General features: G+C 53.3%; 22 protein-coding genes. 10 read left to right on the forward strand and 12 right to left on the reverse strand.

Annotated elements, in window-relative coordinates:
* Window positions 1-18: 18 nt before the first annotated feature.
* The 3 genes from hydA to CWC46_RS01555 are packed head-to-tail and all read right to left on the reverse strand — an operon-like array spanning window position 19 to window position 4,229.
* Complete coding sequence (gene hydA, locus CWC46_RS01545; protein ID WP_021013922.1) at window positions 19-1,470, reverse strand: dihydropyrimidinase; 1,452 nt, start codon at window positions 1,468-1,470, stop codon at window positions 19-21.
* 34 nt (window positions 1,471-1,504) lie between these two features.
* Window positions 1,505-2,818 carry an NAD-dependent dihydropyrimidine dehydrogenase subunit PreA gene (gene preA / locus CWC46_RS01550; RefSeq protein WP_021013921.1) on the reverse strand — a complete coding sequence of 438 codons (1,314 nt, stop codon included), beginning with the start codon at window positions 2,816-2,818 and terminating at the stop codon, window positions 1,505-1,507.
* Entirely contained in the window at window positions 2,811-4,229 is a 1,419-nt protein-coding gene (locus CWC46_RS01555) for an NAD(P)-dependent oxidoreductase (protein WP_021013920.1), read from the reverse strand. The genes preA and CWC46_RS01555 overlap by 8 nt, the downstream gene beginning before the upstream one ends.
* 576 nt (window positions 4,230-4,805) lie before the next feature.
* Between CWC46_RS01555 and CWC46_RS01560 the strand changes: the two genes are divergently transcribed.
* From CWC46_RS01560 to CWC46_RS01575, 4 genes are read left to right on the forward strand one after another with little or no spacing between them, the layout of a single operon-like run.
* Complete coding sequence (locus tag CWC46_RS01560) at window positions 4,806-5,726, forward strand: metal ABC transporter solute-binding protein, Zn/Mn family (protein ID WP_021013919.1); 921 nt, start codon at window positions 4,806-4,808, stop codon at window positions 5,724-5,726.
* Between the two features lies 1 nt (window position 5,727).
* Window positions 5,728-6,555, forward strand: a complete 828-nt coding sequence (locus tag CWC46_RS01565) for a metal ABC transporter ATP-binding protein (protein WP_021013918.1) — start codon at window positions 5,728-5,730, stop codon at window positions 6,553-6,555.
* 18 nt (window positions 6,556-6,573) lie between these two features.
* Entirely contained in the window at window positions 6,574-7,425 is an 852-nt protein-coding gene (locus CWC46_RS01570) for a metal ABC transporter permease (RefSeq protein ID WP_021013917.1), read from the forward strand.
* A gap of 2 nt (window positions 7,426-7,427) precedes the next feature.
* Window positions 7,428-8,210, forward strand: coding sequence for a metal ABC transporter permease (locus tag CWC46_RS01575; RefSeq protein ID WP_021013916.1), 783 nt, complete (start codon window positions 7,428-7,430; stop codon window positions 8,208-8,210).
* 5 nt (window positions 8,211-8,215) lie between these two features.
* Here the strand turns inward: CWC46_RS01575 and CWC46_RS01580 are convergent, their stop codons facing one another.
* The 6 genes from CWC46_RS01580 to CWC46_RS01605 all read right to left on the reverse strand — a co-directional run bounded on the left by CWC46_RS01580 (window position 8,216) and on the right by CWC46_RS01605 (window position 14,532).
* The gene (locus CWC46_RS01580; RefSeq protein ID WP_021013915.1) at window positions 8,216-8,905 is read right to left on the reverse strand and encodes a TetR/AcrR family transcriptional regulator; all 690 of its coding nucleotides are present in this window, start codon (window positions 8,903-8,905) and stop codon (window positions 8,216-8,218) included.
* Between the two features lie 79 nt (window positions 8,906-8,984).
* A complete protein-coding gene (locus CWC46_RS01585; RefSeq protein WP_021013914.1) occupies window positions 8,985-9,992 on the reverse strand; it encodes an ABC transporter substrate-binding protein in 1,008 nt (335 codons plus the stop codon).
* 87 nt (window positions 9,993-10,079) lie between these two features.
* Complete coding sequence (locus CWC46_RS01590; protein ID WP_021013913.1) at window positions 10,080-11,168, reverse strand: ABC transporter permease; 1,089 nt, start codon at window positions 11,166-11,168, stop codon at window positions 10,080-10,082.
* Window positions 11,168-12,064: an ABC transporter permease gene (locus CWC46_RS01595; protein WP_021013912.1), complete on the reverse strand. Its 897-nt coding sequence runs from the start codon at window positions 12,062-12,064 to the stop codon at window positions 11,168-11,170. Before CWC46_RS01595 ends, CWC46_RS01590 begins: the two co-directional genes overlap by 1 nt.
* On the reverse strand, window positions 12,054-12,893 hold the full coding sequence (locus CWC46_RS01600; RefSeq protein WP_021013911.1) for an ABC transporter ATP-binding protein: 840 nt from the start codon (window positions 12,891-12,893) through the stop codon (window positions 12,054-12,056). Before CWC46_RS01600 ends, CWC46_RS01595 begins: the two co-directional genes overlap by 11 nt.
* Before the next feature lie 316 nt (window positions 12,894-13,209).
* Entirely contained in the window at window positions 13,210-14,532 is a 1,323-nt protein-coding gene (locus tag CWC46_RS01605) for an aspartate aminotransferase family protein (RefSeq protein ID WP_021013910.1), read from the reverse strand.
* Between the two features lie 332 nt (window positions 14,533-14,864).
* Between CWC46_RS01605 and CWC46_RS01610 the strand changes: the two genes are divergently transcribed.
* Together CWC46_RS01610 and pdxR are read left to right on the forward strand one after the other, a co-directional pair.
* Window positions 14,865-15,629: an SDR family NAD(P)-dependent oxidoreductase gene (locus tag CWC46_RS01610; protein WP_021013909.1), complete on the forward strand. Its 765-nt coding sequence runs from the start codon at window positions 14,865-14,867 to the stop codon at window positions 15,627-15,629.
* 185 nt (window positions 15,630-15,814) lie between these two features.
* Window positions 15,815-17,311 carry a MocR-like pyridoxine biosynthesis transcription factor PdxR gene (gene pdxR, locus CWC46_RS01615; protein WP_021013908.1) on the forward strand — a complete coding sequence of 499 codons (1,497 nt, stop codon included), beginning with the start codon at window positions 15,815-15,817 and terminating at the stop codon, window positions 17,309-17,311.
* An 84-nt stretch (window positions 17,312-17,395) separates the two neighbouring features.
* Here the strand turns inward: pdxR and glk are convergent, their stop codons facing one another.
* On the reverse strand, window positions 17,396-18,364 hold the full coding sequence (gene glk / locus CWC46_RS01620) for a glucokinase (RefSeq protein ID WP_021013907.1): 969 nt from the start codon (window positions 18,362-18,364) through the stop codon (window positions 17,396-17,398).
* 122 nt (window positions 18,365-18,486) lie between these two features.
* Window positions 18,487-18,945, reverse strand: coding sequence for a GNAT family N-acetyltransferase (locus CWC46_RS01625; RefSeq protein WP_021013906.1), 459 nt, complete (start codon window positions 18,943-18,945; stop codon window positions 18,487-18,489).
* A 201-nt stretch (window positions 18,946-19,146) separates the two neighbouring features.
* Between CWC46_RS01625 and CWC46_RS01630 the strand changes: the two genes are divergently transcribed.
* On the forward strand, window positions 19,147-20,277 hold the full coding sequence (locus CWC46_RS01630) for an aminotransferase class V-fold PLP-dependent enzyme (protein ID WP_021013905.1): 1,131 nt from the start codon (window positions 19,147-19,149) through the stop codon (window positions 20,275-20,277).
* A gap of 48 nt (window positions 20,278-20,325) precedes the next feature.
* On the opposite strand, the gene CWC46_RS01635 is transcribed toward CWC46_RS01630, so the two are convergent.
* A complete protein-coding gene (locus CWC46_RS01635) occupies window positions 20,326-21,351 on the reverse strand; it encodes a LacI family DNA-binding transcriptional regulator (RefSeq protein ID WP_021013904.1) in 1,026 nt (341 codons plus the stop codon).
* Between the two features lie 287 nt (window positions 21,352-21,638).
* On the opposite strand from CWC46_RS01635, the gene CWC46_RS01640 reads away from it, so the two are divergent.
* The 3 genes from CWC46_RS01640 (at window position 21,639) to CWC46_RS01650 (ending at window position 23,747) form a co-directional block, all read left to right on the forward strand.
* A complete protein-coding gene (locus CWC46_RS01640; protein ID WP_021013903.1) occupies window positions 21,639-22,085 on the forward strand; it encodes a PTS sugar transporter subunit IIA in 447 nt (148 codons plus the stop codon).
* Window positions 22,086-22,102: 17 nt separating this feature from the next.
* Window positions 22,103-22,369 carry a PTS sugar transporter subunit IIB gene (locus CWC46_RS01645; protein ID WP_021013902.1) on the forward strand — a complete coding sequence of 89 codons (267 nt, stop codon included), beginning with the start codon at window positions 22,103-22,105 and terminating at the stop codon, window positions 22,367-22,369.
* Between the two features lie 115 nt (window positions 22,370-22,484).
* On the forward strand, window positions 22,485-23,747 hold the full coding sequence (locus CWC46_RS01650; protein ID WP_021013901.1) for a PTS ascorbate transporter subunit IIC: 1,263 nt from the start codon (window positions 22,485-22,487) through the stop codon (window positions 23,745-23,747).
* The last annotated feature ends 240 nt before the right edge of the window (window positions 23,748-23,987 follow it).

Raw genomic sequence — 23,987 nt, forward strand, 5'->3', positions numbered from 1 at the left:
CTGTCGCTGTTCAAACCATTAACGCGGTACACCTTGCGGCGCGTGAGCGCGCTCCCATACCGCCGTCGCGCTGAAATCTGGCCCGAATGCCGGGCGTTTGATGTAACGTCCGGCACCCTCTTTGGCGCGTAGATCGCCATCAACCCATACCACTACGCCCTGACTGACGGTATAGGCGGGAATGCCTTTCACCGTACGTCCTTCAAACACATTGAAATCGTTTCTGGAGTGCTGAGTTTTAGCAGACAGTGTCTTGCTGCCGTCAGGATCCCACAGCACCAGGTCAGCATCCGCGCCAACCGAAACACTGCCTTTGCGCGGATAGATGTTGAACAGCCGCGCCGTATTGGTGGAGGTAATCGCTACAAATTCGCTGGGCGTCAGGCGACCGCTGTTTACCCCGGCATCCCAAATAACCGCCAGACGTTCTTCCACCCCGCCACAGCCGTTGGGGATCTTGGTGAAGTTGTCGCCGCCCGCCGCTTTCTGGCTGGCGCAGAAGGTACAGTGATCAGTGGCGGTGGTGTGCAACTGACCAGATTGCAGGCCGTGCCACAATGCTTCCTGATGCGCTTTCGGCCGGAACGGCGGGCTCATCACATGCGCCGCCGCCTGGTTGAAATCCGGGTCGCGGTACACACTGTCATCAATCACCAGATGCCCGGCCAATACCTCGCCATACACACGCTGTCCGCGGGAACGGGCGCGGGCGATCGCTTCAGCTGACTCCATACAGGAAACGTGCACCACGTAAATCGGTATGCCCATCACATTGGCGATGGCGATGGCACGGTTGGCGGCTTCGCCTTCCACTTCCGGCGGTCGCGACAGCGGGTGTCCTTCCGGCCCGGTGATGCCGCGCTTGAGGATCTCCTGCTGCAACAGGTAAACCATTTCGCCGTTTTCAGCATGCACTGTCGGCATCGCCCCCAGTTCCAGTGAACGACGAAAGCTGTTCATCAGCGTTTCGTCATCACACATGATGGCGTTTTTGTAAGCCATAAAATGCTTGAAGCTGTTCACCCCTTCTTCCTGAACCAGCGTCCCCATATCCCGATGCACACTGTCGCCCCACCAGGTAATCGCCACATGAAAGCTGTAGTCGGACGCCGCCTTTTCCGCCCAACTGCGCCAGTCACGGTAGGCTTCCATCAGTGGCTGCTGCGGATTGGGAATGACAAAGTCGATGATGGTGGTTGTCCCGCCCGCCAGCGCGGCGGCAGTACCACTGTAAAAATCATCGACGGTGGTGGTGCCCATAAACGGAAAATTCATGTGCGTGTGTGGATCGATACCACCCGGCATCACGTACAGACCGCTGGCATCCACCACCGCTGCACCGCTTGGCGCGTCCCGACCCGCATCCTCGCCTACGGCCACGATAATGCCATCCACACACAGTACGTCGGCCCGGAACTGGCGGTCGGCATTCACGACGATGCCACCTTTAATCAACAGGTTGTGACTCATACTATTCTCCTTCATTTATGCGTGAAGACGAGACTCAAGCGTTGATCGCCGTGGTCGCCATCGGGTTATTGGGATGGGTGGTCCAGTTGGCGTACTCATCGCTCACCACCTTGCCGGTACGCACATCCATTTCACCCGGTGTCAAACTACGCAACGTAATGCAGTTCTCCACCGGGCAGATGGAGACGCACAAATTGCAGCCCACACAATCCTCTTCTCTCACCTCAAAATGGCGCCCGCCGTGTTTCATGCTGGTGATAGCCTGATGCGAAGTGTCTTCACAAGCCAGATGACAACGGCCACACTTGATACACAGCGACTGATCAATCACCGCTTTATCAACATGATTGAGATTGAGATAGCGCCAGTCGGTGACACTGCCGACCGCGCGGCCGCGGAAATCCTCCAGTGTGCGGTAGCCTTTCTCATCCATGTAATTGGACAGGCCGCTTATCATGTCGCGCACAATCGGAAAACCATGCACCATCACGGCGGTACACACCTGCACCGTGCCGCAGCCCAGCGCGATAAACTCCGCCGCGTCGCGCCAGGTCGAAATGCCGCCAATGCCGGATATCGGCAATCCGGCCGTTTCCGCATCCCGGGCAATTTCCGCCACCATGTTGAGCGCAATCGGCTTCACCGCCGGGCCGCAATATCCACCGTGAGAACCTCTTCCGCCGGTATTGGGATGAATACTCATCGAATCGAGATCGACGCCCATCACCGAGTTGATGGTGTTAATCAGCGACACTGCATCCGCACCGCCGTGTCTGGCGGCTCGCGCCGGATAACGGATATCGTTGACATTTGGCGTCAGCTTGACGATCACCGGCAAGTGGCAATACTGCTTGCACCAACGGGTGACCATCTCGATATATTCCGGCACCTGCCCCACCGCTGCGCCCATGCCACGTTCACTCATGCCATGCGGGCAACCGAAGTTCAGCTCTATACCGTCGGCACCGGTGGCTTCCACCAACGGCAGGATGGTTTTCCACGCTACCTCCTCGCACGGCACCATAATCGACACCACAATGGCGCGATCCGGCCAGTTGCGCTTAACGCGGGCAATTTCCTCCAGATTGACGTGCAGCGAACGATCGGTGATCAGCTCAATATTATTCAGGCCCAGCACTCGGCGATCAGCGCCGCGCAAGGTGCTATAACGCGGACCACTAACGTTAACCACATGCGGATCAAGCCCCAGGGTTTTCCACACCACCCCACCCCAGCCAGCTTCAAATGCCCGTACCACGTTGTACTCTTTGTCGGTGGGCGGCGCGGACGCCAGCCAAAAAGGGTTTGGGCTTTTGATACCCAGAAAATTCGTGTTGAGATCAGCCATGAGAACACTCCTGGTTGGCCAGTGAAGGCGTATCATTAGCCGCTACCCGTCCGGCGACGCTCAGCGCCAATGCTATGGATTTGGCGGCAATCTTGCCCTGGCGCACCGCGTCCACGGTAAGATCCAGTCCGTCCGCACAGCAGTCGCCCCCAGCCCAGACACCCGGTAACGAGGTACGTCCCTGATCGTCTACCAGAATGCGTCCACCTTTGAGCGCCATGGTCCTGCCTGCTGGCACTGCGTCATAAGTCTGGCCGATAGCTTTCAACACCATGTCGGCGGGCAATGTGAAGGTTTCACCACTCGCCACCAGCACACCGTTTTGCTGTTGCATCACCATAAAGGAGACGCCGGTAACACAACCCTCTTCGCCATGAATTTCCTGCGGCGCGGACCAGTAACGCAATGTAACACCACACTTTTTCGCCCACGCTTGCTCATAGGGCGAGGCTTTCATCTCGGTCTCACCCCGGCGATACACTATCGTGACCTCGCGGGCACCGAGTTTTTTCGCCTGTACGGCGGCGTCCACCGCAGTCATGCCACCACCAATCACCACCACATTGCGACCAACCGCCACCTGGCTGAAACTGTCGGACTGACGCAGTTCGGCGATAAAATCCACCGCTTCACGCACGCCAGCCAGCGCCGGCTCATCGATCCCCAACGCGTTAACCCCCGCCAACCCCATACCCAGGAACACCGCGTCATAATCAGTACGCAGTTGCTCCAGCGTGAAGTCCTGCCCCAACCGTTGATTGAGCCGCAGTGCAATACCCCCGACTGACAACAGCCAGGCAATCTCTTGCTGGGCAAAATCATGGGGGGTTTTATAGGTCGCCAGACCGTATTCATTCAATCCACCCGGTTTGGGCCTGGCATCGAACACCACCACGTTATGACCGTTCACCGCCAAACGGTGGGCGACGGTTAATCCGGCAGGCCCGGCCCCCACCACCGCCACGGTTTTGCCGCTGTCCGCCGCACGCACAAATAGCGGCTGGCCGGGATTGGCAAAATAGGTATCGGTGGCATGGCGCTGCAACAAGCCTATCTGCACCGGCTTGCCATCCTGCGCATTACGCACACAAGCTTGTTCACACAGGGTGTCTGTCGGACACACACGAGCGCACATTCCGCCCAGCACGTTCTCCTGCAAGATAGCTTCGGCAGCGCCACGCACATTGTCCTGCGCGATACGGTGAATAAAGCTCGGTACATCAATATCGGCGGGACAGGCGCGGGTGCAGGGGGCGTCAAAGCAGTAGTAGCAACGTTCAGCCTCGATCACCGCCTGAATATGTGTCAGCGCTACAGTGCTGTCGCTGAAGCTACTCAGATAATCCGCCGGGGCCAGCCGACCGCTGTGTATGCCTGGCGCGTCCACGCCCACGGGAATCTGACCTTTCATCACTCGGCCTCCTCTGACGAGACAAAACCGGAGTAACGGAAGCGAAGTCGTGCCTTGTGGCGGTTAACATCGTCAATGCTGCCTTGTTTTCGATTGCTCATAGGTATCTCCTGAACAGGGCCGGAGCGAGGCGTCACCCTACCGCTCAAAAATCCTGACCGATTGGTTAAGTTTTCAGAGATAGAGATGCGATTTATGTGCCATTGTTGCCAATGGCCCAGATCACACAAAAAACAAGGGATTAGCTGATCATAATTTTTCATGATGGCTGCAAATTCGTATCTTTTTGGTGCATTTCGCACCACCATTGATGCAAATATGTTCAAAGAAGGTAAAAGAAAGCGGGTGGTCTCTATCAGACTGATTTTTCTTTAGTTCAGGTGTCCTCAATCAGTTTTGGGCGACTTCTCTACCTGTTTTTCTCTTCACTGGCGACCCCAATTTATTTCTCAAACGCTAATTCTTAAACAACTGGTTACCACTATTACCTTGTCGCGCGGCCAGATTATCAATATTGTTATGTTATAACATTTGATTCACTGTTGTTTTTAATGTATTGATCATTAGGGGTTTTAGATGAAAGGCAAGTTTAGCGCAGTATTAACCGTCATCGTTTTAGCTTCCGTTCACACCGGTGAAGCGATGGCGGCATCAACGCCGGTATTGAATGCGGTCGGGGTAGAAAATGAATACGCCGATGTAATTTCACAAATTGGCGGCAAATTTGTTCACGTCACGGCGATTGAAACCGATCCGAACACCGATCCGCATACGTTTGAAGCCAGTCCGAAAATTGCCGCCGAGATAGCCAATGCCGATCTGGTGGTAAAAAATGGGCTCGGTTATGATTCCTGGACGGATAAGTTTCTCTCTGCGGCGCCGAACAAAACGCGTCATGTGATTGACGTGCAACATCTGCTCGGTTTGCCGGATAACACACCAAATCCACACTTGTGGTACAAGCCGATTACCATGCCCGCCGTCGCGCAACAAATCGCTGCTGACCTCAGCACATCAATGCCTGAACAAAAAGCCTACTTTGAGGCCAACGTTAAAAAATTCGATGCGTCTCTGAAACCCTGGTTCGCCGAAATTGCTGATTTCAAAGCCAAATATAAAGGCAGTGACGTCGCGGTAACCGAGCCGGTCGGCGACTATATGTTACAGGCCGCGGGGGCGCATATCGCGACACCATTTAACCTTGAAGCGGCCATCATGAACGGTACCGATCCGGCACCGCAGGATGTCACCGCACAAAATAATCTATTCAGCAGTCATAAACTTAAGGCCTTTGTTTATAACCAACAGGTTACCGATCCGCTAACCGCATCCTTTCTGAGTCTGGCCAAGAAAAATCACATTCCGGTGGTCGGTGTATATGAAACCATGCCAACACCGGGTTATACCTATCAGTCGTGGATGATGGCGGAAACCAAAGCGCTGCGCCGTGCAGTGGCAGACCACGTCTCTACCGAAACCCTGCTGGCAAGTAAATAAGATGATACACGCAGGCGACAGCGTTCTGGCTGTCAATAACATCAGCGTTTCTTTCTCCACCAAAAATGTGCTGCAACAGGTAACCTTTAACCTTAAGGCCGGGGAGTTCTGCGGCCTTATTGGTTCTAATGGCTCAGGTAAAACGACGCTGCTACGTACTATTCTCGGCTTCCAACAAGCCAATGAAGGTAGCGTACACATCGATAATCTGACGGGCAGGCAAGGGATAAACACTGTCGGTTACGTACCGCAGAAGATCTTATTCGATGCCGAAATACCGCTGCGAGCCAGGGATTTAGTGACTTTGGGCCTCAATGGACATCAACTCGGTTTTGGCTTTCCATCCAGAAAGGTCAGGCAAAAAGTCGATGATATGTTGAAAGAGGTGGGTGCCGAGAGCTTTGCTGACCAACGCATCGGAAATCTTTCTGGTGGTCAGCAGCAGCGTGTGTTGATTGCCCACGCCTTGATTCGCTGTCCCCGGCTTTTATTGCTTGATGAACCTCTGGCTAATCTGGACATGCGCAGCGTGTCGGAGATTGTGGCGCTTTTGCGCCATCTTTGCGTCTCACATCAGGTCACGATACTGCTTTCCGCTCATGATATGAACCCGTTACTTTCCGCCATGGATAGCATCGTCTATTTAGCTAATGGTCGTGCGGCCAGCGGCAAAACTGACGATGTGGTACGTACCGATGTGCTCAGTGAGTTGTATGGCCATCATATTGAAGTGGTCCACGTTCTTGACCGGGTACTGGTGATTGCCGCTAACGGCGCGGCCGCGACACAGACGGATCAACACTCGGCCGACTGCCATTCGAATGTTTAAATCCTCATGAATTCTTTAATGATGACCATTTTTGAACCGGGCTTTTTTTCCAGTCAACCGGTGCAAACCGCACTGATTATCGGTGGAGGCGCTGCGGTCGTCTCTGGCGTTGTCGGTGTGTTTACCGTGATACGTGGCCAGTCTTTTGCTGGTCACGCACTGGCAGATGTCAGCAGTGCTGGCGGCGCCCTCTCCTTCCTTCTGGGCATTAATCCGTTGGCCGGCCTGCTGGCTATGACGCTTCTGGCCTCGATGGGGATGGAACTGGTCGATATGCGGCGCGCTCGCGAACGGGATTTAGTCACCGGTATTGTGCTGGGCGCCGGTCTCGGCCTTTCGGCACTGTTTTTATATTTCGATGTCACCACCCATAGCACGACCGGTGCGGCAATCAGCGTGATGTTTGGTTCTATGTTTGCTATTCCCCCTTCGATTATTCCGCTGGCATTACTGGTGGGTCTTGGTGCGTTGGCTGTTACAGCCATTCTCTATCGCCCGTTGTTGCTGAGTTCTCTCGACGTTGAACTGGCTGAAATTCACGGCATAAAAACCCGGGTTATCGGGCTGCTGTACCTGATCGTTCTCGCGCTGTCGGTGGCACTTTCCTCAATGACCGTCGGTGCCGTGTTATCAACCGCGTTACTGATAGGTCCTGCGGCTACGGCACTGCAACTGGCAAAACGCCCGGCTACCGCTATTTTGATGGCGATTATTATCGGACTGGCCGCAACCTGGGGCGGAATTCTGTTGGCTTACGATAGTTACTACTGGACGCCGGGACACGGCTGGCCGGTGAGTTTTTTTATTGTGGCGTTGATATTCATCCTCTATCTGACCTGTACGCACCTTAAAATCACTAAGGGGAATTAGACATGTTCTCCAGTTTTATGATCAATACCTGGATTGTGGTCACGTTGGTCGCCATTGTGGCCGGGTTTGTCGGATTTTTTGTGGTGCTTCGCGGCGCCTCTTTTGCCGCCCATGCCTTACCTCTCGGCACGTTTCCCGGCGCCGCGTTAGCCGGCCTGTTGGGAATCAATTCGTTTTTCGGCCTGGTAACTTTCGCCGGACTCGGCGTGGTCGGCATCAGCCAGTTGTCGAAAAAGGGTCGTCATGAGGTAGCCACCGCGCTGTCCCTGGTGATGCTCTTGAGTCTGGGAACGTTATTTTTAAGTATGAGCAGCCAATATTCCCAACAGGTTTACTCACTACTTTTTGGTGAAGTGCTTGGCGTAAGCACGGCTGAAATCACCCCCATTGCACTGTTAAGTCTGTTGGTGATTGGCGTGACCATAAAATTGTTCTCACCACTAGTGTTAAGCTCAATTTCGCCGGAGCTGGCCGAGGTTAAAGGTGTGTCAGCGCGAAAAATGGAAATTTGGTTTTTGGCTATTCTGGCGCTGGCGACAGCGATGTCACTGCCGGTGGTTGGCGCGCTACTGGTTTTTAGCTTAATGATTGCACCGTCGGCAGTAGCACGATCCCTGACCCACCGTCCGGTTCCAGCGGTCATTCTGTCTGTATCTATTTCGTTAGTGACGGTGTGGTTAGCCATCGCGCTGTCTTACGAAACCAACTGGCCGGTTGGCTTCTTCGTCGGAGGTTTTGGGGCGATTTTTTATGGATTGTCACGAATATGGCGACGGTGGAGGTAATCCCGTTACGCCAGCCCGCAGATCCGAAACACACTGGTCAGCACATGGCGGGTGGCCCGTTCCTGAGCATCAGCCGAACGGGCGGCATCGCCCAGTACAGCGGCAATCTGAATGTCAAAATCGGCGTAGGTCTGGGTCATCGACCAGACTGAAAAAAAGAAATGTGGTGCATCCAACGGTTGCAACCGCCCATCAGCGATCCAACGATCTAACACGGCGGATTTTTCCACCACCAGTCGCCGCAGCTCGGTTTGCAGTAAATGATGCACCATCGGTGCACCTTGCAGGATTTCATTGGCAAACAGTTTGGACGCCTCCGGGCGCTCAAAACTGAAGCGTATTTTCTGCCGTACATAGCGCTCAATCGCGGTTTTCGGATCGGCTTGTGGATGCAGGTCATCCAATGGAGACAACCAGTCATGCAGAATAGTATCCAGCACCGTGAGATAAAGCGTCTGTTTATTACCGAAGTAGTAATGTAGGTTGGCTTTGGGCAATCCGGCGGCTTCGGCAATCAGCGCCATCGTGGCCCCTTTGAAACCGAAACGGGCAAAAATACGCTCGGCCGCCAACCGGATGATCGCCTCATTATCCTGACGAATGCGGCCTTTTTCGACCTCTTCGACACTTTCCGGTAACAACCGGGATGAAACGGGTATCACATCGCGTTCCTCTGGCACCTTGCTTTTCCACATGACGTTTACCTGCCGTTTGTTGATGACTTTCGCCTTCCCTGGCGCTGTAGTTAATGAGGAATCGTGCTCATGCAATAAATTATTTCGCTGCCGCGTCCCACACCACATGACTCATGGCACTGTCGCCTGGGTCTTTCTTGATAACCGGGCTACCGCCGCCGCTGTTCAACAGCACATCCACCGTGCGGCGATAAGCCGCCGGATCAAGATAACCGATTTTAGGTGTGTTGGCATTGGTGATCAATTTAGCGACGTTTTCCATCTGACGTTGCTGCACCGCTACGGTAGCGGAACCGGAAGCATCTTCCGACACCACAATCTTCGCCGCTTCTTCCGGGTGATTCACCGCCTCATTCCAGCCTTTATAGGACGCTTTGAGGAATTTCGCCATTTTGGCCACGAACGCTTTATCTTTCAGATTCGGCCCCAGCACATACAGGCCGTCTTCCAATGTGGAGACACCCTCATCTTCATATGGGAAAGTAACCAAATCCTCTTTCTTCATGCCAGCGTCAATCAACTGCCAGTATTCGTTATAGTTCATGGTGGAAATACAGGCCGCCTGATTCTGCAATAGCGGATCAACGTTAAAGCCCTGTTTCAGCACGTTGATATCGACACCGGGCTTGTAACCCAGCTTGTTCATCCAGTTGAAAAACGGATATTCGTTACCACCAAACCACACCCCGAGTGTTTTACCCTTCAGATCGGCTGGCGTAGTCACACCGCTGGATTTCCTGCACGTCAGCATCATGCCGGAACGGTCAAAAATCTGAGCGATATTCACCAGCGGAACACCCGCTTCTCGCGCCGCCAACGCGTCAGGCATCCAATCGACAATCACATCCGCCGATTTCCCGGCAATCACCTGCACCGGGGAAATATCGGTCCCTCCTGGTTTAATGGTGACATCCAGTCCTTCGTCTTTGTAATAGCCCTTGGCCTGCGCCACGTAATACCCGGCGAACTGGGCCTGCGGCAACCATTTAAGCTGGAGCGTCACCTTCTCGGCAGCCAACGCCTGAACAGTGAAAGTCAGGGACACTGCGGCCAGCAGCAGCCGGCGAAAAACAGAGTGTACTGTCATCTAATGACTCCTCGGGTTAACGTGAACACCATAATTAATTAACATATTGATAATATTGTTTTTTATAGCAAAAACCTCTTACCGTCGTTATGACACGCCTCGTACCGAGGGGTGCCAGAAATTCATTCTCTTTTCCAGACGAACCAATAAGGCATACACCAGAGAACCCACTACCGACGCCACGACAATCGCCGCCCATACTACCGACATATGCATACGTGCGGCTTCAGTAGAAATACGGAACCCCAGCCCGGCGGTGGGAGAACCAAAAAATTCCGCCACAATCGCGCTGATCAGTGCCAGTGTGGCGTTAACCTTTAATGCGCCAAAAATAAACGGCATAGCTGCGGGCAGGCGCAGCATTAACAGGGTTCGGCGCGGACTGGCGGCATAGCAGTACATTAGCTCCCGTTCCAGCTTGCCGCTGGCCTGCAACCCCGCCAGCGTACTAACCAACGCCGGGAAGAACGTCACCAGCACGATCACCGCCGCTTTGGACGGCCAGTCAAAACCGAACCACATCACCGCAATCGGCGCCACGCCCACCAACGGGACCGTACTGGTGAGATTGGCCAACGGCAGCAAACCCCGTTGCAGGAATGGCAATCTATCGATCAACAGACCAACGACAATCCCCAGTCCACTGCCCAGCAGATAGCCCACCAGCACCGCTTTCAGCACCGTCTGCACCACATCGCCAGCCAGCAACGCCGCACTGTCATACAGCGCTTGTATGATATTGAACGGCGTCGGCAACAGTACCTGCGGCACAGCAAACACCGTCACCAGCAATTGCCAGAAATAGACCACCCACAAACCGAACAGGGTTGCCACGACACTGGCGGGCAATCGGAGATTAGCTGTCGCCAGGCGCTGTACACTGACCATCGCCAGCAGTACCTGCGCGGCCAGGACTACCCAGTACGTCGCCCCGGTACTATCGACAGACATCAATAATCCGGCACTACTCAGTACCAGCACCATCAACACCACCAGCCGCCATAACCTCGCAGAGTCAGACAGCGCCACCAGACAGGCCGCCAACAGCAACGACATTACCGCCAACAACGTCAATGAGGCTGGACCCGGCGCGGATCCCCATTGGCTGAACGCCAGCAGAATCATCAACACTGCGCTGACCAGCATGAAGGTGCCGGAAATCTGTTTTGCTTTCATCACGCCTCCTTACGTCGCCGCATCACCAGTCGCTCGGTCAGACTGACCAATGCGGTCAGCCCCAGCCCCAGCAACGACGCCATCACCAGTGCTGACCAAATCTGCACGGTGTTACCATAGTAAGAACCGGTCAGCAAACGAGCGCCCAACCCGGCCTGCGCCCCGGTTGGCAGTTCCGCCACCATCGTGCCCACCAGCCCACTGGCAATCGCCACCCGGAACGCCGGAAACAGGTACGGCAGCGAAGAAGGCAACCGCACCAGCCAGAAAGTATCGATACGGCTGGCCGCATAAGTGTGTACCAGCTCCATTTCCATCTTTTGTGGCGCACGCAATCCCTGCACGGTGGCAATGGTGACCGGGAAAAAACACAGGTACATGGCGATGGTGGCTTTCGGCAATAACCCGGTAATGCCCATACTGCCGAGAATAATCAATACGATCGGAGCGATAGCCAGCACCGGCACCGTTTGTGACGCCACAATCCATGGCATCAGCGCTTTATCCAGCGTGCGGGAATGCACGATACAGATGGCCAGTCCCAACCCCAGCAGTACGCCCATGACAAAACCGGTCAGTGCCGCGCTGGCGGTCACCCAGGTGTGCAACAGTAAATTGCGTGGCGACGTGACCGGCCATTGGGTCGTACTGTTCCAGATATCGCTGATAATCTGGTCCGGTGTAGGCAGTACCGGCCGCGGCATGGAAAACGTAGCCATCACCAGATCACGCCAACTCCAGGCGCCTTTCGGCGCCAGCGTGCGTTCAATGGCCCCGGAGGCATTCAACCCTATCGCCAGCAGATACCAGCACAACAGTACCGCCACCACCACCACGCCGATGGGCAACGCGTGATAACGAAATACTTGCATGCGCAGGGACGTATTAGTGTTCATGATGTCCCTCGACCAGCGCCGCCCTCACCTCTTGCGCCAGCCGGATAAACTCCGGCGTATCGCGCAGCGACAGATCCCGCTCATGCGGCAGCGGCGAATCAATAATTTTGATAACCCGACCAGGGCGCGGGGTCATGATGACAATTTTGGTGGAGAGGTAGACCGCTTCCGCAATCGAGTGGGTGACAAACACGATAGTGCGCTGTTCGGTGTACCACAGTTGTTGCAACTGCTGGTTGAGGTTATCCCGCGTCAGTTCATCCAGCGCGCCAAACGGTTCATCCATCATCAGGATTTTCGGTTCAAATCCCAGAGCACGGGCAATAGAGACTCGCTGCTGCATCCCACCCGAGAGTTGCCATGGATATTTCTTCTCAAAACCGGTCAAACCGACACGCGCCAGTTGTTCACGAGCAATGGCGTCACACAAGCCCGGCGGGCGTCCCTGAATCTGCAACGGCAGCATCACATTGGCCAGTACCGTGCGCCACGGCAGCAACACCGGTGATTGAAAAACATACCCATAAGCACCGGCCTGACGCGCTTCAGACGGCGTCATATCGTTGACCAACAGGTCGCCAGAGGTTATCGGTTCCAGATCGGCGATGGTACGCAGCAGCGTGGTTTTACCGCAACCGGAAGGGCCGATGAAAGAGACAAACTCTCCCTGCCGAACGGTCAGGTTGATATCTTTTAACGCATGTACCGGTTGGTCCGTCGACGGGTAAATCACATTGGCATCGCGCACCACGATCGCGGGTCTGGCCGCCGCTGTTACAGGTTTAAGCGTCACAATGGAGGGTGCATCGGCATACATTAACTGACTCATTACGGTTATCCCCTTCATGTCATTTTTTGACCGAATGGTTAGGTTTCTTGCTATCACGTATGCCATTTCTGTGCCAACGTTCATTTTTCACCCAAATCCATAAAAATAACGGACGTTAGCCACCATATAATTCTTTTTTATGGCTAAATTGGTGCAATTAACGACAAGTTTGCTTTTACATGGGGCAAGAAGGTGAGTGTTATTCCCGTACGAATGGGCTCCATGGATCCGACAGCGTCCAACAGCTGTCGATCCCCGCCTGCCGCGGGGATGACCACGGGGCTTCTGCCGTATCACTCCCGCAGAACAACGCAGACTACTTATCGATCATCAGGTCCGCCAACGCCGCATCAATGATCCCCAGACCCTGTTGAATTTCAGCGATGGTGACAGTACAGGGCGGGACGACATGCAAGCGGTTTTCCGCCACGAAGCCGAGCAAACCACGATCCAGCAGGCCTTTTTTCAGCTCCGCCATCAACGCCGCTGACAGTGGTGTTTTGCTGACAGGATCAGAAACCAGTTCCAGCGCATGGAAGACGCCTTTTCCCCGTAAATCGCCGATGATGGCGTATTTATCAGCCAGCTTGTGCAATCCCTCCGCCAGCACGCCGTCACCTACCAGTGCGGCATTTTCCACCACATGTTCCTCTTCCATCGCGTCAATAGTGGCCACAATCGCCGCCATTGCCAGTGGATGGCCAGAGTAGGTCAGTCCGCCGGGGAACAGCCGATCATCAAAAAAGTGGGCAATGCGTTCAGAAATAATGACCCCACCCGCCGGGACATAACCGGAGTTCACCCCTTTGGCAAAAGTAATCAAATCCGGCACCACGCCGTCATGCTGGAAAGTGAACCAGCGACCGGTGCGGCCAAAACCCGCCATTACCTCATCCATAATCAGCATGATGTTGAATTCCCGCGCCAGCGCCTCCACCCCTTGCAGATAACCAGCGGGCGGCACCAGAATTCCTGCGGTTCCCGGAATGGTTTCCAACAGGATGGCGGCAATGGTGTTTGGTCCTTCACACTCGATAATCCGCCGCAAATAATGTAGCGCCGCCGCACACTCCTGCTGCTCCGTGGTGGCCTGAAACTCACTGCGGTATAAATAAGGGGTAAAGAAATGGACATGGCCGCGGGAGTAGTCGTTTGGCAAACGACGCCAGTCGCCAGTCGCACCAATCGCGCTGCCGGTGTTGCCGTGATAGGAACGGTAGCCAGAGAGAATTTTTTCTTTACCGGTAAACAACCGGGCCATGCGGATAGCATTCTCATTGGCATCAGCCCCGGCGTTGGTGAAAAACACCTTGCTGAAGTTTTCCGGTGCGTGCGACACAATGCGCTGCGCCGCTTCACCACGTGCCAGATTGGCGGTCGCCGGAGAAATAGTAGTCAGAATATCCGCCTGCGCTTTAATCGCCGCCACCACTTTCGGATGCTGGAAACCGATATTCACATTCACCAATTGACTACTGAAATCCAGATAAGAGCGGCCTTCATAATCCCACACTCGGCATCCTTCCCCACCTGCGATCACCAGCGGGTTCAACGCGCCCTGCGCCGACCAGGAGTGGAATACATACTGTCTATCCAGTTGACGCACTTCATCGTTGGATCGTACCTGTTTCAACGCCATCTTCTCGTCCTCCTCGTTATCCCGACACCCATAAATGCAGTGGTTGTCTTGCAGACTAGGAATAAACGCGACAGGAGCGATAGAGCCAGTTAGTGGAGATCGTTGAGCCAGATGGGTGTCACAACAATTTCCGCCAACTGGCCCTGTGCGAACGGTAAACCAGTCCGTAAAGTGAATTTCGCCATGAAAACAGCCACTACCGATAACCGGGCAGAGGCAAAATCAGTATGACGCCTCACAATCGGGGATGTCTGTACAACACCAAGGGATGAGATGACGGCACGGAAAAATAACGACGGCCAGTTAACCGCACACGATGAGGAAGTCCTTTTATGCAGAATATTGTGTTTATTACCGGCGCGACGTCTGGGTTTGGTCGCGCCGCAGCGCGTCACTTTGCCGCACAGGGTTGGTCATTGATCCTGACCGGGCGGCGTGAGGAGCGGCTCAAAGCACTGGCCGATGAACTTTCCACACAGGTGCCGACCCATATTGCCGTACTGGATGTACGCGATGCCCACGCAGTACAGACGCTAGTGGCTGGGCTGCCAGAAACCTTCAAAGCGGTGAAAACACTGGTGAACAACGCCGGGCTGGCACTGTCGCCACAACCCGCGCAGGCGGTGGCGCTGGAAGACTGGCACACCATGATCGATACCAACGTCACCGGGCTGGTCAACGTGACTCACGCGCTGCTGCCAACACTGATTAAAACCGGCAAAGGGGCCAGTATTATTAATATCGGCTCGATTGCCGGACAATGGCCCTATCCTGGCAGCCACGTGTATGGCGCGTCCAAAGCCTTTGTGAAACAGTTCAGCTATAACCTGCGCTGTGATCTGCAAGGCACGGGGGTGCGCGTTACCGACCTGGCCCCCGGCATTGCCGAAACCGAGTTCACGCTGGTTCGCACCAAAGGCGATCAATCCGCATCGGATCGGTTGTACCACGGCACCACGCCACTGACGGCGGACGATATCGCTGAACAGATTTTTTATGTCGCCACACTGCCCGACCATATGAACATCAACCGCATTGAAGTAATGCCGGTGCGTCAGGCGTGGTCAGCATTCGCCATTGACCGCGATCCGGTGTAACTCACGTATTGATGTGTTATTCCCCGTGCAGACGAAGAACCCGTTAACCCGATAACATCCACATGGAGCATTATCCCTATGAAACCAGGGATAATGCTCCATGTGGATATAAACCCAGAACGGCATACGTTCCGGTACATCTTTTGCTTGTTTTCCTGAAGATGATTCAGCACCAGGAGCGGAAGATGATCGATCACTGTCTGCATATTGATTTTGTGGCCAACCGAAGTCTGCAAGAACAGTTGCGTGAAACGCTGATTGCCTCGATTCTGGCTGGCGTATTTCCCGCCGATGAAGCACTGCCGTCGTGTCGTAAGTTGTCCTGTCAGTTGACTATTTCCCGCAATACCGTGGCGCTGGTATATGAAAGCCTGCTCAACGATGGCTATCTGGTCAGCCGCCCCCGCAGCGGTTATTACCTGCATCCGGATTACCACCAACCGGAAAATTCTGCCGAAGCCTATGCACGTCAGGCGGCAACCAACGACACCCGGCAGGCACCAGAATGGGGCAAACGCCTGAATGTCAGCCCCAGTGACTTCCTGGCCATCATGAAACCGGCGCGGTGGATGGAGTATCCGTATCCCTTTATCTACGGTCAGCCCAATACCCAACTGTTTCCTATCGAACAGTGGCGCGACACGACTCGCCGGGTTACCGGCACCCACCGCGATCACCATTGGCTGTACGACAATATCGATCAGGACGTTTCACTGCTGGTCGAACAGATACGCAAACGCATTTTGCCTAAGCGCGGCATTATCGCCCGTGGTGACGAAATTCTGATTACACTCGGTTCGCAGAACGCGCTCTGTCTGTTGTCACAACTGTTGTTTAACCGTAACACCCGCGTCGCGGTAGAAAATCCGGTATTTCGCGAAGCGATAAACACCTTTTCCTTACAGGGCGCGCAGATTATTCCTCATACGCTGGACAGCGAAGGACTCTGCTTACATGAGATGTCCCGCAACTGCGACTATTTTTACGTGACGCCCAGCCATCAGGCGCCCACCGGTATCCGCATGAGCAACGAACGCCGCACTGCGCTGTTGGAACATGCCAGCCGCTACGATCAGATCATTATCGAGGATGATTACGATTCGGAAGCCAACTTTGACCCCTATCCGCGCGCCGCGCTCAAGGCCAGCGATGTGCATAATCGGGTGATTTATGTCAGTAGTCTGTCGAAATCGCTGTCGCCCGGCCTGCGGCTCGGTTATCTGGTGGCGCCATCGGAATTGATTGATGAACTGCGGGCACTGCGACGGCTGATGTATCGCCATCCGCCCACCAACATTCAGCATCAGATGGCGCACTTTCTGGCTCAGGGCTATTACGAAGCCTATCTGCATCGCTACCGGGAAGACTCCGCCCGCCGTTGGGACAGCCTGAATAACGCGCTCAATCACTGGTTACCGGAATGCCGCCGCATTGAAGGCAGTGAACATGCCAACGCCTTCTGGATCCGGGCCCCGGAAGGTATCAACACCCAACAGTTGGCCTGGCGCGCCGCACATGCCGGTGTACTGATTGAACCGGGACAGGCGCATTTTCTTGGCTCACCGATGCCGGGGAACTATTTCCGGCTCGGCTTTCACGCCATCGATATGAAACAAATCGAACCCGGTATCGCCCGGTTGGCACAAGCCTTTCACCAGACGGCATCATCCCGCGGACGATGACAGAAGAGAAACGCTTGCACACACGTTTGTTATCAACCGTGCGTGCAGGATGCGGAAGAACGCCCGTTGCAGGTTATCGCCATTTTACAGCGTATAACCCATCACCTGTCGCAGATAGGCCCCGGCCCCCAACAGTCCCGGCTGCGGATGCGTGATCATAAATACCGGAATAGCCGCCAGATACGCCTTAAAGCGCCCTTTATCTTCAAATGCCACGCGGAAACCGGAGTTCTGAAAGAAGTCCATAAAGCGCGGCACAATACCTCCGGCGATATAAACTCCGCCAAAAGCGCCCAGCATTAAGGCCAGATTGCCGCCAAACCGCCCCAGCAAGACGCAGAATAGTGACAACACGCGACGACAATCCACGCTGCTGTTTTCCAACGCCCGCTCAACAATGATTTTTGGCGTCAGCGCGTCCGGCGTGCGGCCATCGATTTTGACAATAGCGCGATAGAGGTTCACCAGACCCGGCCCGGACAGCACCCGCTCAGCCGAGACATGCCCCAGGTCTTGCCGCAGGATACACAGAATGGCGTCTTCCTCTTCACTATTGGGCGCGAAATCCGTATGCCCACCTTCACCGGGCAAGCTAATCCATTGCCCATTAACCGGCAACAGATGCGCCACCCCCAACCCCGTCCCGGCACCGTACACCGCCACCGGCTTGCCGGGCAGCGCCGCGTCGCCGCCCATTTGCAATACATCACCCTCGCCCAGCATCGGAATCGCCATGCTGACGGCAGTAAAATCATTGATGACATCCAGACAGTCAAAATCCAGATGTTGCTTCATTTCTGCAATGGAAAAAGCCCAGTTGTGATTAGTCATTTCCACCCAATCCCCGACCACCGGGCAGGCGATAGCGATACAACCGCTTTTAACCATGAGATCGCCATACTCATCCAGAAAAAGCCGGATAACCGCCTCCAGGCTATCGTGATCCTGAACCGCATATTGCTTACTGTGAGAAATCTTGCCGTTGGCCAATTCACACAGGGCAAAACGCGCATTGGTTCCACCGACATCACCCACCAGCGCATACTGATACATAAATTACCCTCTCCGATTAAAGTGCCACCCGGCTCATGCGGGAATGAAGACAAAAACCGTGCCTGAATCTCATCATATCGTCAGGATCACTGGTCTACAGTGACTCCCCTTATACGCGTGGATTAACGCTCCGGCATATTTTTGTAGGTATCGGGCCGCACAAATGTCCAGGCATAGTTTTCCCGATTAATCGGTTGATAGCCGACTTTCTGATACAACCAGGGAGCTGTCGAGGTCAGCAACAATTGGCGGCGCAAGCGTTGTAACTCTGGGTGTGCCAGAGTACAGAGCACCAGCCAACGACCTAACCCCTGGCCCTGAAATGCTGGCAGTACAAACACATCACACAGATAACCAAACGTGGCGAAATCCGTCACCATCCGCGCAAATCCAATCTGTTGCTTCTGCTGGTATAACCCAAAACACAGACTGTTTGCTATTGAAAGACAAACCGTATCCCGGTCGATTCCCGCCGCCCAACTGGATGTCGTCAAATAAGCGTGGATCACATCGCTGTCGAGTTGCTGTTTATCGGTTGAGATGTGGTAATTATCCTTCGTCCACAGTGGTGATGACGCCATAATGTTCCTCTGCCTTTTTAAAAAACATTCGTTGATACCGTGCCGCTTGAATGAGAAAAAATCAATGTTCCTTTGCCCTTATCCTGCGTATCTTCATTACAGGATTACAGGATTACAGGATTACAGGATTACAGGATTACAGGCTGGGCGAATGCCGGCCAGAAAGAAAGACAATTCATCTGATTTCAAAAGGAGAAATGCGTGGAGATAACGATACCAGCCGAACTGATTCCTTCCGACCCTCGTTTCGGCTGTGGTCCCTCACTGATTCAGCTTGATGATTTAACCGTGCTGAAAGAAAAGGGCCCGCACCTGCTAGGCACCAGCCATCGTAAAGAGCCGGTTCGGGCGCTATGCCGGGAAATCCAGCAAGGTCTGCGGGATTACCTGTCGGTGCCTGATGATTATAGTGTCGTATTGGGTAACGGTGGCGCGACGATGCTGTTCGATATGGTCGGGTTGGGGCTGGTCAAAACACGCATTATTCACCACGTTTGCGGCGAGTTCTCTGACAAATGGTTCAAAGCTTCCCATCGCATTCCGTGGATTCAGGCGCAAGCACTTCGGGTGGATTACGGTCACGCCCATAGCCAGTTTGCTACTGATGGGGCTGATGTGGTGGCCTGCACGCTGAACGAAACCTCTACCGGCGTGATGAACACCGCACTACCACAAGTAAACGAACAGTGCCTGCTGGCAGTGGACGCCACCAGCGGCGCCGGCCAGATCGCCTGTGATCTGTCGAAGGTCGACGTGTTCTTTTTCTCGCCACAAAAAGTGTTTGCCAGCGAAGGCGGATTGTTTGTTGCCATTCTTTCGCCGAAAGCCAAAGCGCGGATCGCCGAGATCGCCGCCGATCCACAACGCTATATTCCGGTCTTTGCCGACTGGCGTAATGCCCTCAGCAACAGTGAACAGCAACAGACCTACAACACACCGGCGGTAGTGACGCTGTTTCTGTTTGCCGAACAGATGAAGCGTATGAACGCCATCGGTTTTACGGCGGTTCAACGTCAGGCCGCAGAAAAAGCGGAACATCTGTATCAGTGGGCGGCAAGCCGCGATTATTTATCCGCTTACGTCGCAGAGCCGGCTAACCGCTCCACCACCGTCGCCGCGATTGATGTGGCAGACCACATTTCAGTGGATAAACTGACCCGCTATCTCGATGCCCAGGGGTTGGTGCATGGTATTGAAGGCTATCGTGCCTTGGGTCGTAACCAGTTACGCATCGCCCTTTTCCACAACATCACGCTCGACGATGTGAAAAAACTCACCGCGCTGATCGATTTTCTGATTGAGAGCGGAGAGTTTGACCACGTACAACAATAAGCCAACGCCGTCCGGGGGGTTATTTACCATGACCCCCGGTCGGTCCTATCAGTGTTTACCGGTGCTGGCTCTGACGATCAATTGAGCCGGCAATTCATGGTACGGCTCAACGTCATCACCTTGCAGCACCGCCAACAGTTGTTCCCCTGCCAGTTTACCCATCGCTTCATAAGGTAGCGCGATAGTCGTTAACGGCGGCGAACACACCGCGGAAAGATTGCCGCCGCCAATGCTGGCAATCGCCAGTTGACTGGGAATGGCGATACCACCGGCATGGCAGGCCATCATGCTGCCGCAGGCCACTTCATCGGTAGTGCAGATCAACACGTCAAGCTCCGGCCAGGTCATGCGAATCTCTGGCAGCAACTGATGTCCGGTGCTGAACGTTGGCGGATGGGGTGTGGTCACAACCCGGTGCGGTGACTGGTTCATTCCCAACATTCCGTTATGCCAGCCATTCATGATCTGTTTGAAAATAGTGTTACTGATCTGGGTGCATAACAGCCCTATATGACGAAACCCCGTATCAGCCAACATTCGGATTAGCGCTTTGACGGCCTGGGCATAATCCACCCCGACACTGACTCCGATGGTCTCATGGTTGGCACCACCGACTTCCAGCACCGGCAAACCTGAATTGACCAGCAAGCGACGAGAATCCTCGGCGTTATCAAAATTGAAATGCACCATTGCCGCGGGGTTATAAGAGAGCAGCATCTCAATCAGTTGGCTCTCACTCGCGGAAGAGTGGTTAGCTTCCACCACCATCATGTTATAGCCATACGGCTTTAACACCGCCTGCAACGCCCCCGATACTGCGGCACAGCCGGGTATTGCAAACGAGGGAACCACCATAATAATCAACCGAGAGGTTGCTGAAGCCAGTCCGCTTGCCGCAAGATTAGGAACGTATCCCAGCTCTGCGACGGCCGCTTCGATTTTTTCACGTAACGCGGGCGACACTTTTTCCGGTACCCGTAACGCACGAGATGCCGTCATGGCACTCACGCCGACCAGACGGGCAATATCGGCCAGGGTACTTTTCCCCGTACTTCGCCGCCGTTTTTCTCTCATCGGTTCTCCTGTGTAAACACTCTGAATAACAACATGATGAAGCTTAAAGAGATTGCTTACGCGACGCCATGTCAAACGCCACAAAAACCATCGTAAAGGGGCGTGAACGGCCTCTTGGCACGTTCAACGTGCTGAGCCTATTCATCAGTATTGCATTTGTAATGTTAGCGTTAACTTATTTTTTAACACTTTACGATGTTAGCGCTAACTTTGAGAAATGAATCACAGAAAAGAGACTATGTTATCCCCTACATTGAACCCGACAATCAACCGGTTATGAGGTGCTCATGCTTTCCCGCTGGCTTACACCTGAAAAAATCCATGTTGTGGAATCAGTTAACAACTGGCAGGAGGCAATACATCGTGTTGCGGCTCCACTGATAGCAGACAAGTGTATTAACCCCAAATACATCGATGCAATTTTCACGTCTCACCAGCAGCAAGGGCCTTATTACGTTCTGGCTCCCGGTTTGGCAATGCCTCACGCCCGGCCAGAGCAAGGCGTATTAAGAAACGGGCTTTCCCTGTTACATATCAATCAGGGAATCAGTTTTGGAACACCAGACAACGACCCGGTGTATGTTGTAATCATGTTATGTGCCATTTCAGGTAATGAACATATCGCCATGATTACCCAACTCGCTGAATTATTCAGCGATGAAACTCGCCTGCAAACATTAATTACCGCCAATACACCAGAAAGCATTCACACCCTATTGGCAAACTGCGATTGATAATAACGAGGAATAACATGAAAAAAATACTGATTGTCTGTGGCAATGGTCTTGGCAGCAGTTTTATTGTCGAGATGAATGTCAAAAAAATAATTACTGAATTAGGCAAAGAGGCCACCGTCAGCCATACCGATTTAACCTCCGCAAAAACGGAGAATGCCGATATTATTCTGGGTGCAAAAGATATTGTCGAACAAATACACATACCCGGTGCAAAAGTATTTGGTCTGACAAACTTATTGGACAATAACAGAATTAAAGAAATATTGTCTGAGCATCTATAACAACTGTCATTAAAAACAGATACCCGCCATCTTTCAGGTTGCAGGTGCGTTATCTTCGTTACTTGGTTTCCGCCTTCCTGCATCTCAAGATCTATGCGGTATAATGGAGTAACATATGCTGCAATTTATTATGATGGATGTTCTCGGAACACCCGCAATATTAGTCGGTCTTTTTTCATTGCTGGGGTTAATACTCCAAAAGAAAGCACTCTCCGATGTTATTTCCGGCACTCTCAAAACCGTTATGGGTTTTGTTATTCTCATCGCCGGCGCGAAGTTAATTGCAACCACGTTGAATATTTTCAGTCAATTATTTGAACACTCTTTCAATATGCAGGGTGTCGTGCCAAATAATGACGTCATTGCCGCCCTGGCACAGGATAATTTCGGCACAGAAACCGCCATGATCATGGTTTTTGGCATGGCTGTTAATATCATTCTTGCGCGTATTACCCCGCTGAAATACATCTTCCTGACAGGTCACCACACGCTGTATATGGCAGCCTTGCTGGCCGTTATTCTCTCCACCGGAGGCATACATGGCGCGGGGCTGATTATCATTGGGTCACTGATTCTGGGTACCTTAATGGTGGTCAGTCCGGCAATCCTGCAACCGTTTACCCGTAAAATCACCAATTCGGATGATTTGGCACTAGGGCATTTTGGCTCAACCGGATATCTTCTCGCCGCGCTGGTGGGCAAAGTGGTAGGAAAAGGCAGCCCTTCCATTGAGGAGTTGAAAGTCCCGAAGACACTGAACTTTCTGCGTGACTCCTCCGTTGCCATTTCATTGACGATGATGATTTTGTTTATCGTTCTGGTGATCATCGCCGGAAAAGAGTTCACTGAAACGCAGGTAAGCAGTGGACAAAATTACATTGTCTTTGCCATTATCCAGTCCATTACTTTTGCCGCCGGTGTGTATATTATTCTGGCCGGTGTACGGATGGTGATTTCAGAAATTGTTCCGGCATTCAAAGGGATTGCAGATAAACTGGTTAAAGACGCCAAACCGGCACTGGATTGCCCAACGGTATTTCCCTTCGCCCCCAACGCCGTCATTATTGGCTTTCTGTCCAGCTTTCTGGCTGGGTTAATCAGCATGTTTCTCTGCCCGCTATTTGGGCTTAGCGTCATTGTCCCCGGACTAGTGCCCCACTTCTTCTGTGGCGCCACCGCAGGAGTTTACGGCAATATTACCGGTGGCCGACGTGGGGCGGTTATCGGTGCCTTTGCCCAGGGGTTACTGATCTCTTTCCTGCCAGCCATTTTATTACCCCTGATGGGAGAACTGGGATTTGCTTCCACCACCTTTGGTGATGCCGATTTCGGTATTGTCGGCATTATCCTCGGGAAAACCATTGCCTTTTTTCATTAAGCACCTTTCTCCTTCAGACCATCTCCTTGATCCTATCATGCCTGCGCAAGCAGGCATTCATGATCCTTATATGAGTGATAACCGCTGCAAATAGCCACCAATGCATTAGAAACGTCTCATAAAGCGACAAATAAAATCGATCTTTAGTAAAAACTCGCTCTCTGATTGGTGCTAAGGTAAAAGCGCAATTGAATTATTAAGCGATAAAAATGCAAATATATGCATTTCTTATGGCTGAGT

Origin of the sequence: Prodigiosinella confusarubida (assembly GCF_002847015.1) — a bacterium.
GTDB lineage: Bacteria > Pseudomonadota > Gammaproteobacteria > Enterobacterales > Enterobacteriaceae > Prodigiosinella > Prodigiosinella aquatilis.

Coding starts and splice junctions, on each gene's coding strand:
- CWC46_RS01610 (WP_021013909.1), top strand. CDS start 14,865: ATGCAGAATATTGTGTTTATTACCGGCGCGACGTCTGGGTTTGGTCGC.
- CWC46_RS01595 (WP_021013912.1), bottom strand. CDS start 12,064: ATGAACACTAATACGTCCCTGCGCATGCAAGTATTTCGTTATCACGCG.
- CWC46_RS01580 (WP_021013915.1), bottom strand. CDS start 8,905: ATGTGGAAAAGCAAGGTGCCAGAGGAACGCGATGTGATACCCGTTTCA.
- hydA (WP_021013922.1), bottom strand. CDS start 1,470: ATGAGTCACAACCTGTTGATTAAAGGTGGCATCGTCGTGAATGCCGAC.
- CWC46_RS01565 (WP_021013918.1), top strand. CDS start 5,728: ATGATACACGCAGGCGACAGCGTTCTGGCTGTCAATAACATCAGCGTT.
- glk (WP_021013907.1), bottom strand. CDS start 18,364: ATGTATCAGTATGCGCTGGTGGGTGATGTCGGTGGAACCAATGCGCGT.
- CWC46_RS01635 (WP_021013904.1), bottom strand. CDS start 21,351: ATGAGAGAAAAACGGCGGCGAAGTACGGGGAAAAGTACCCTGGCCGAT.
- pdxR (WP_021013908.1), top strand. CDS start 15,815: ATGATCGATCACTGTCTGCATATTGATTTTGTGGCCAACCGAAGTCTG.
- CWC46_RS01600 (WP_021013911.1), bottom strand. CDS start 12,893: ATGAGTCAGTTAATGTATGCCGATGCACCCTCCATTGTGACGCTTAAA.
- CWC46_RS01650 (WP_021013901.1), top strand. CDS start 22,485: ATGCTGCAATTTATTATGATGGATGTTCTCGGAACACCCGCAATATTA.
- CWC46_RS01605 (WP_021013910.1), bottom strand. CDS start 14,532: ATGGCGTTGAAACAGGTACGATCCAACGATGAAGTGCGTCAACTGGAT.
- CWC46_RS01585 (WP_021013914.1), bottom strand. CDS start 9,992: ATGACAGTACACTCTGTTTTTCGCCGGCTGCTGCTGGCCGCAGTGTCC.
- CWC46_RS01640 (WP_021013903.1), top strand. CDS start 21,639: ATGCTTTCCCGCTGGCTTACACCTGAAAAAATCCATGTTGTGGAATCA.
- preA (WP_021013921.1), bottom strand. CDS start 2,818: ATGGCTGATCTCAACACGAATTTTCTGGGTATCAAAAGCCCAAACCCT.
- CWC46_RS01560 (WP_021013919.1), top strand. CDS start 4,806: ATGAAAGGCAAGTTTAGCGCAGTATTAACCGTCATCGTTTTAGCTTCC.
- CWC46_RS01575 (WP_021013916.1), top strand. CDS start 7,428: ATGTTCTCCAGTTTTATGATCAATACCTGGATTGTGGTCACGTTGGTC.
- CWC46_RS01625 (WP_021013906.1), bottom strand. CDS start 18,945: ATGGCGTCATCACCACTGTGGACGAAGGATAATTACCACATCTCAACC.
- CWC46_RS01590 (WP_021013913.1), bottom strand. CDS start 11,168: ATGAAAGCAAAACAGATTTCCGGCACCTTCATGCTGGTCAGCGCAGTG.
- CWC46_RS01570 (WP_021013917.1), top strand. CDS start 6,574: ATGATGACCATTTTTGAACCGGGCTTTTTTTCCAGTCAACCGGTGCAA.
- CWC46_RS01555 (WP_021013920.1), bottom strand. CDS start 4,229: ATGAAAGGTCAGATTCCCGTGGGCGTGGACGCGCCAGGCATACACAGC.
- CWC46_RS01645 (WP_021013902.1), top strand. CDS start 22,103: ATGAAAAAAATACTGATTGTCTGTGGCAATGGTCTTGGCAGCAGTTTT.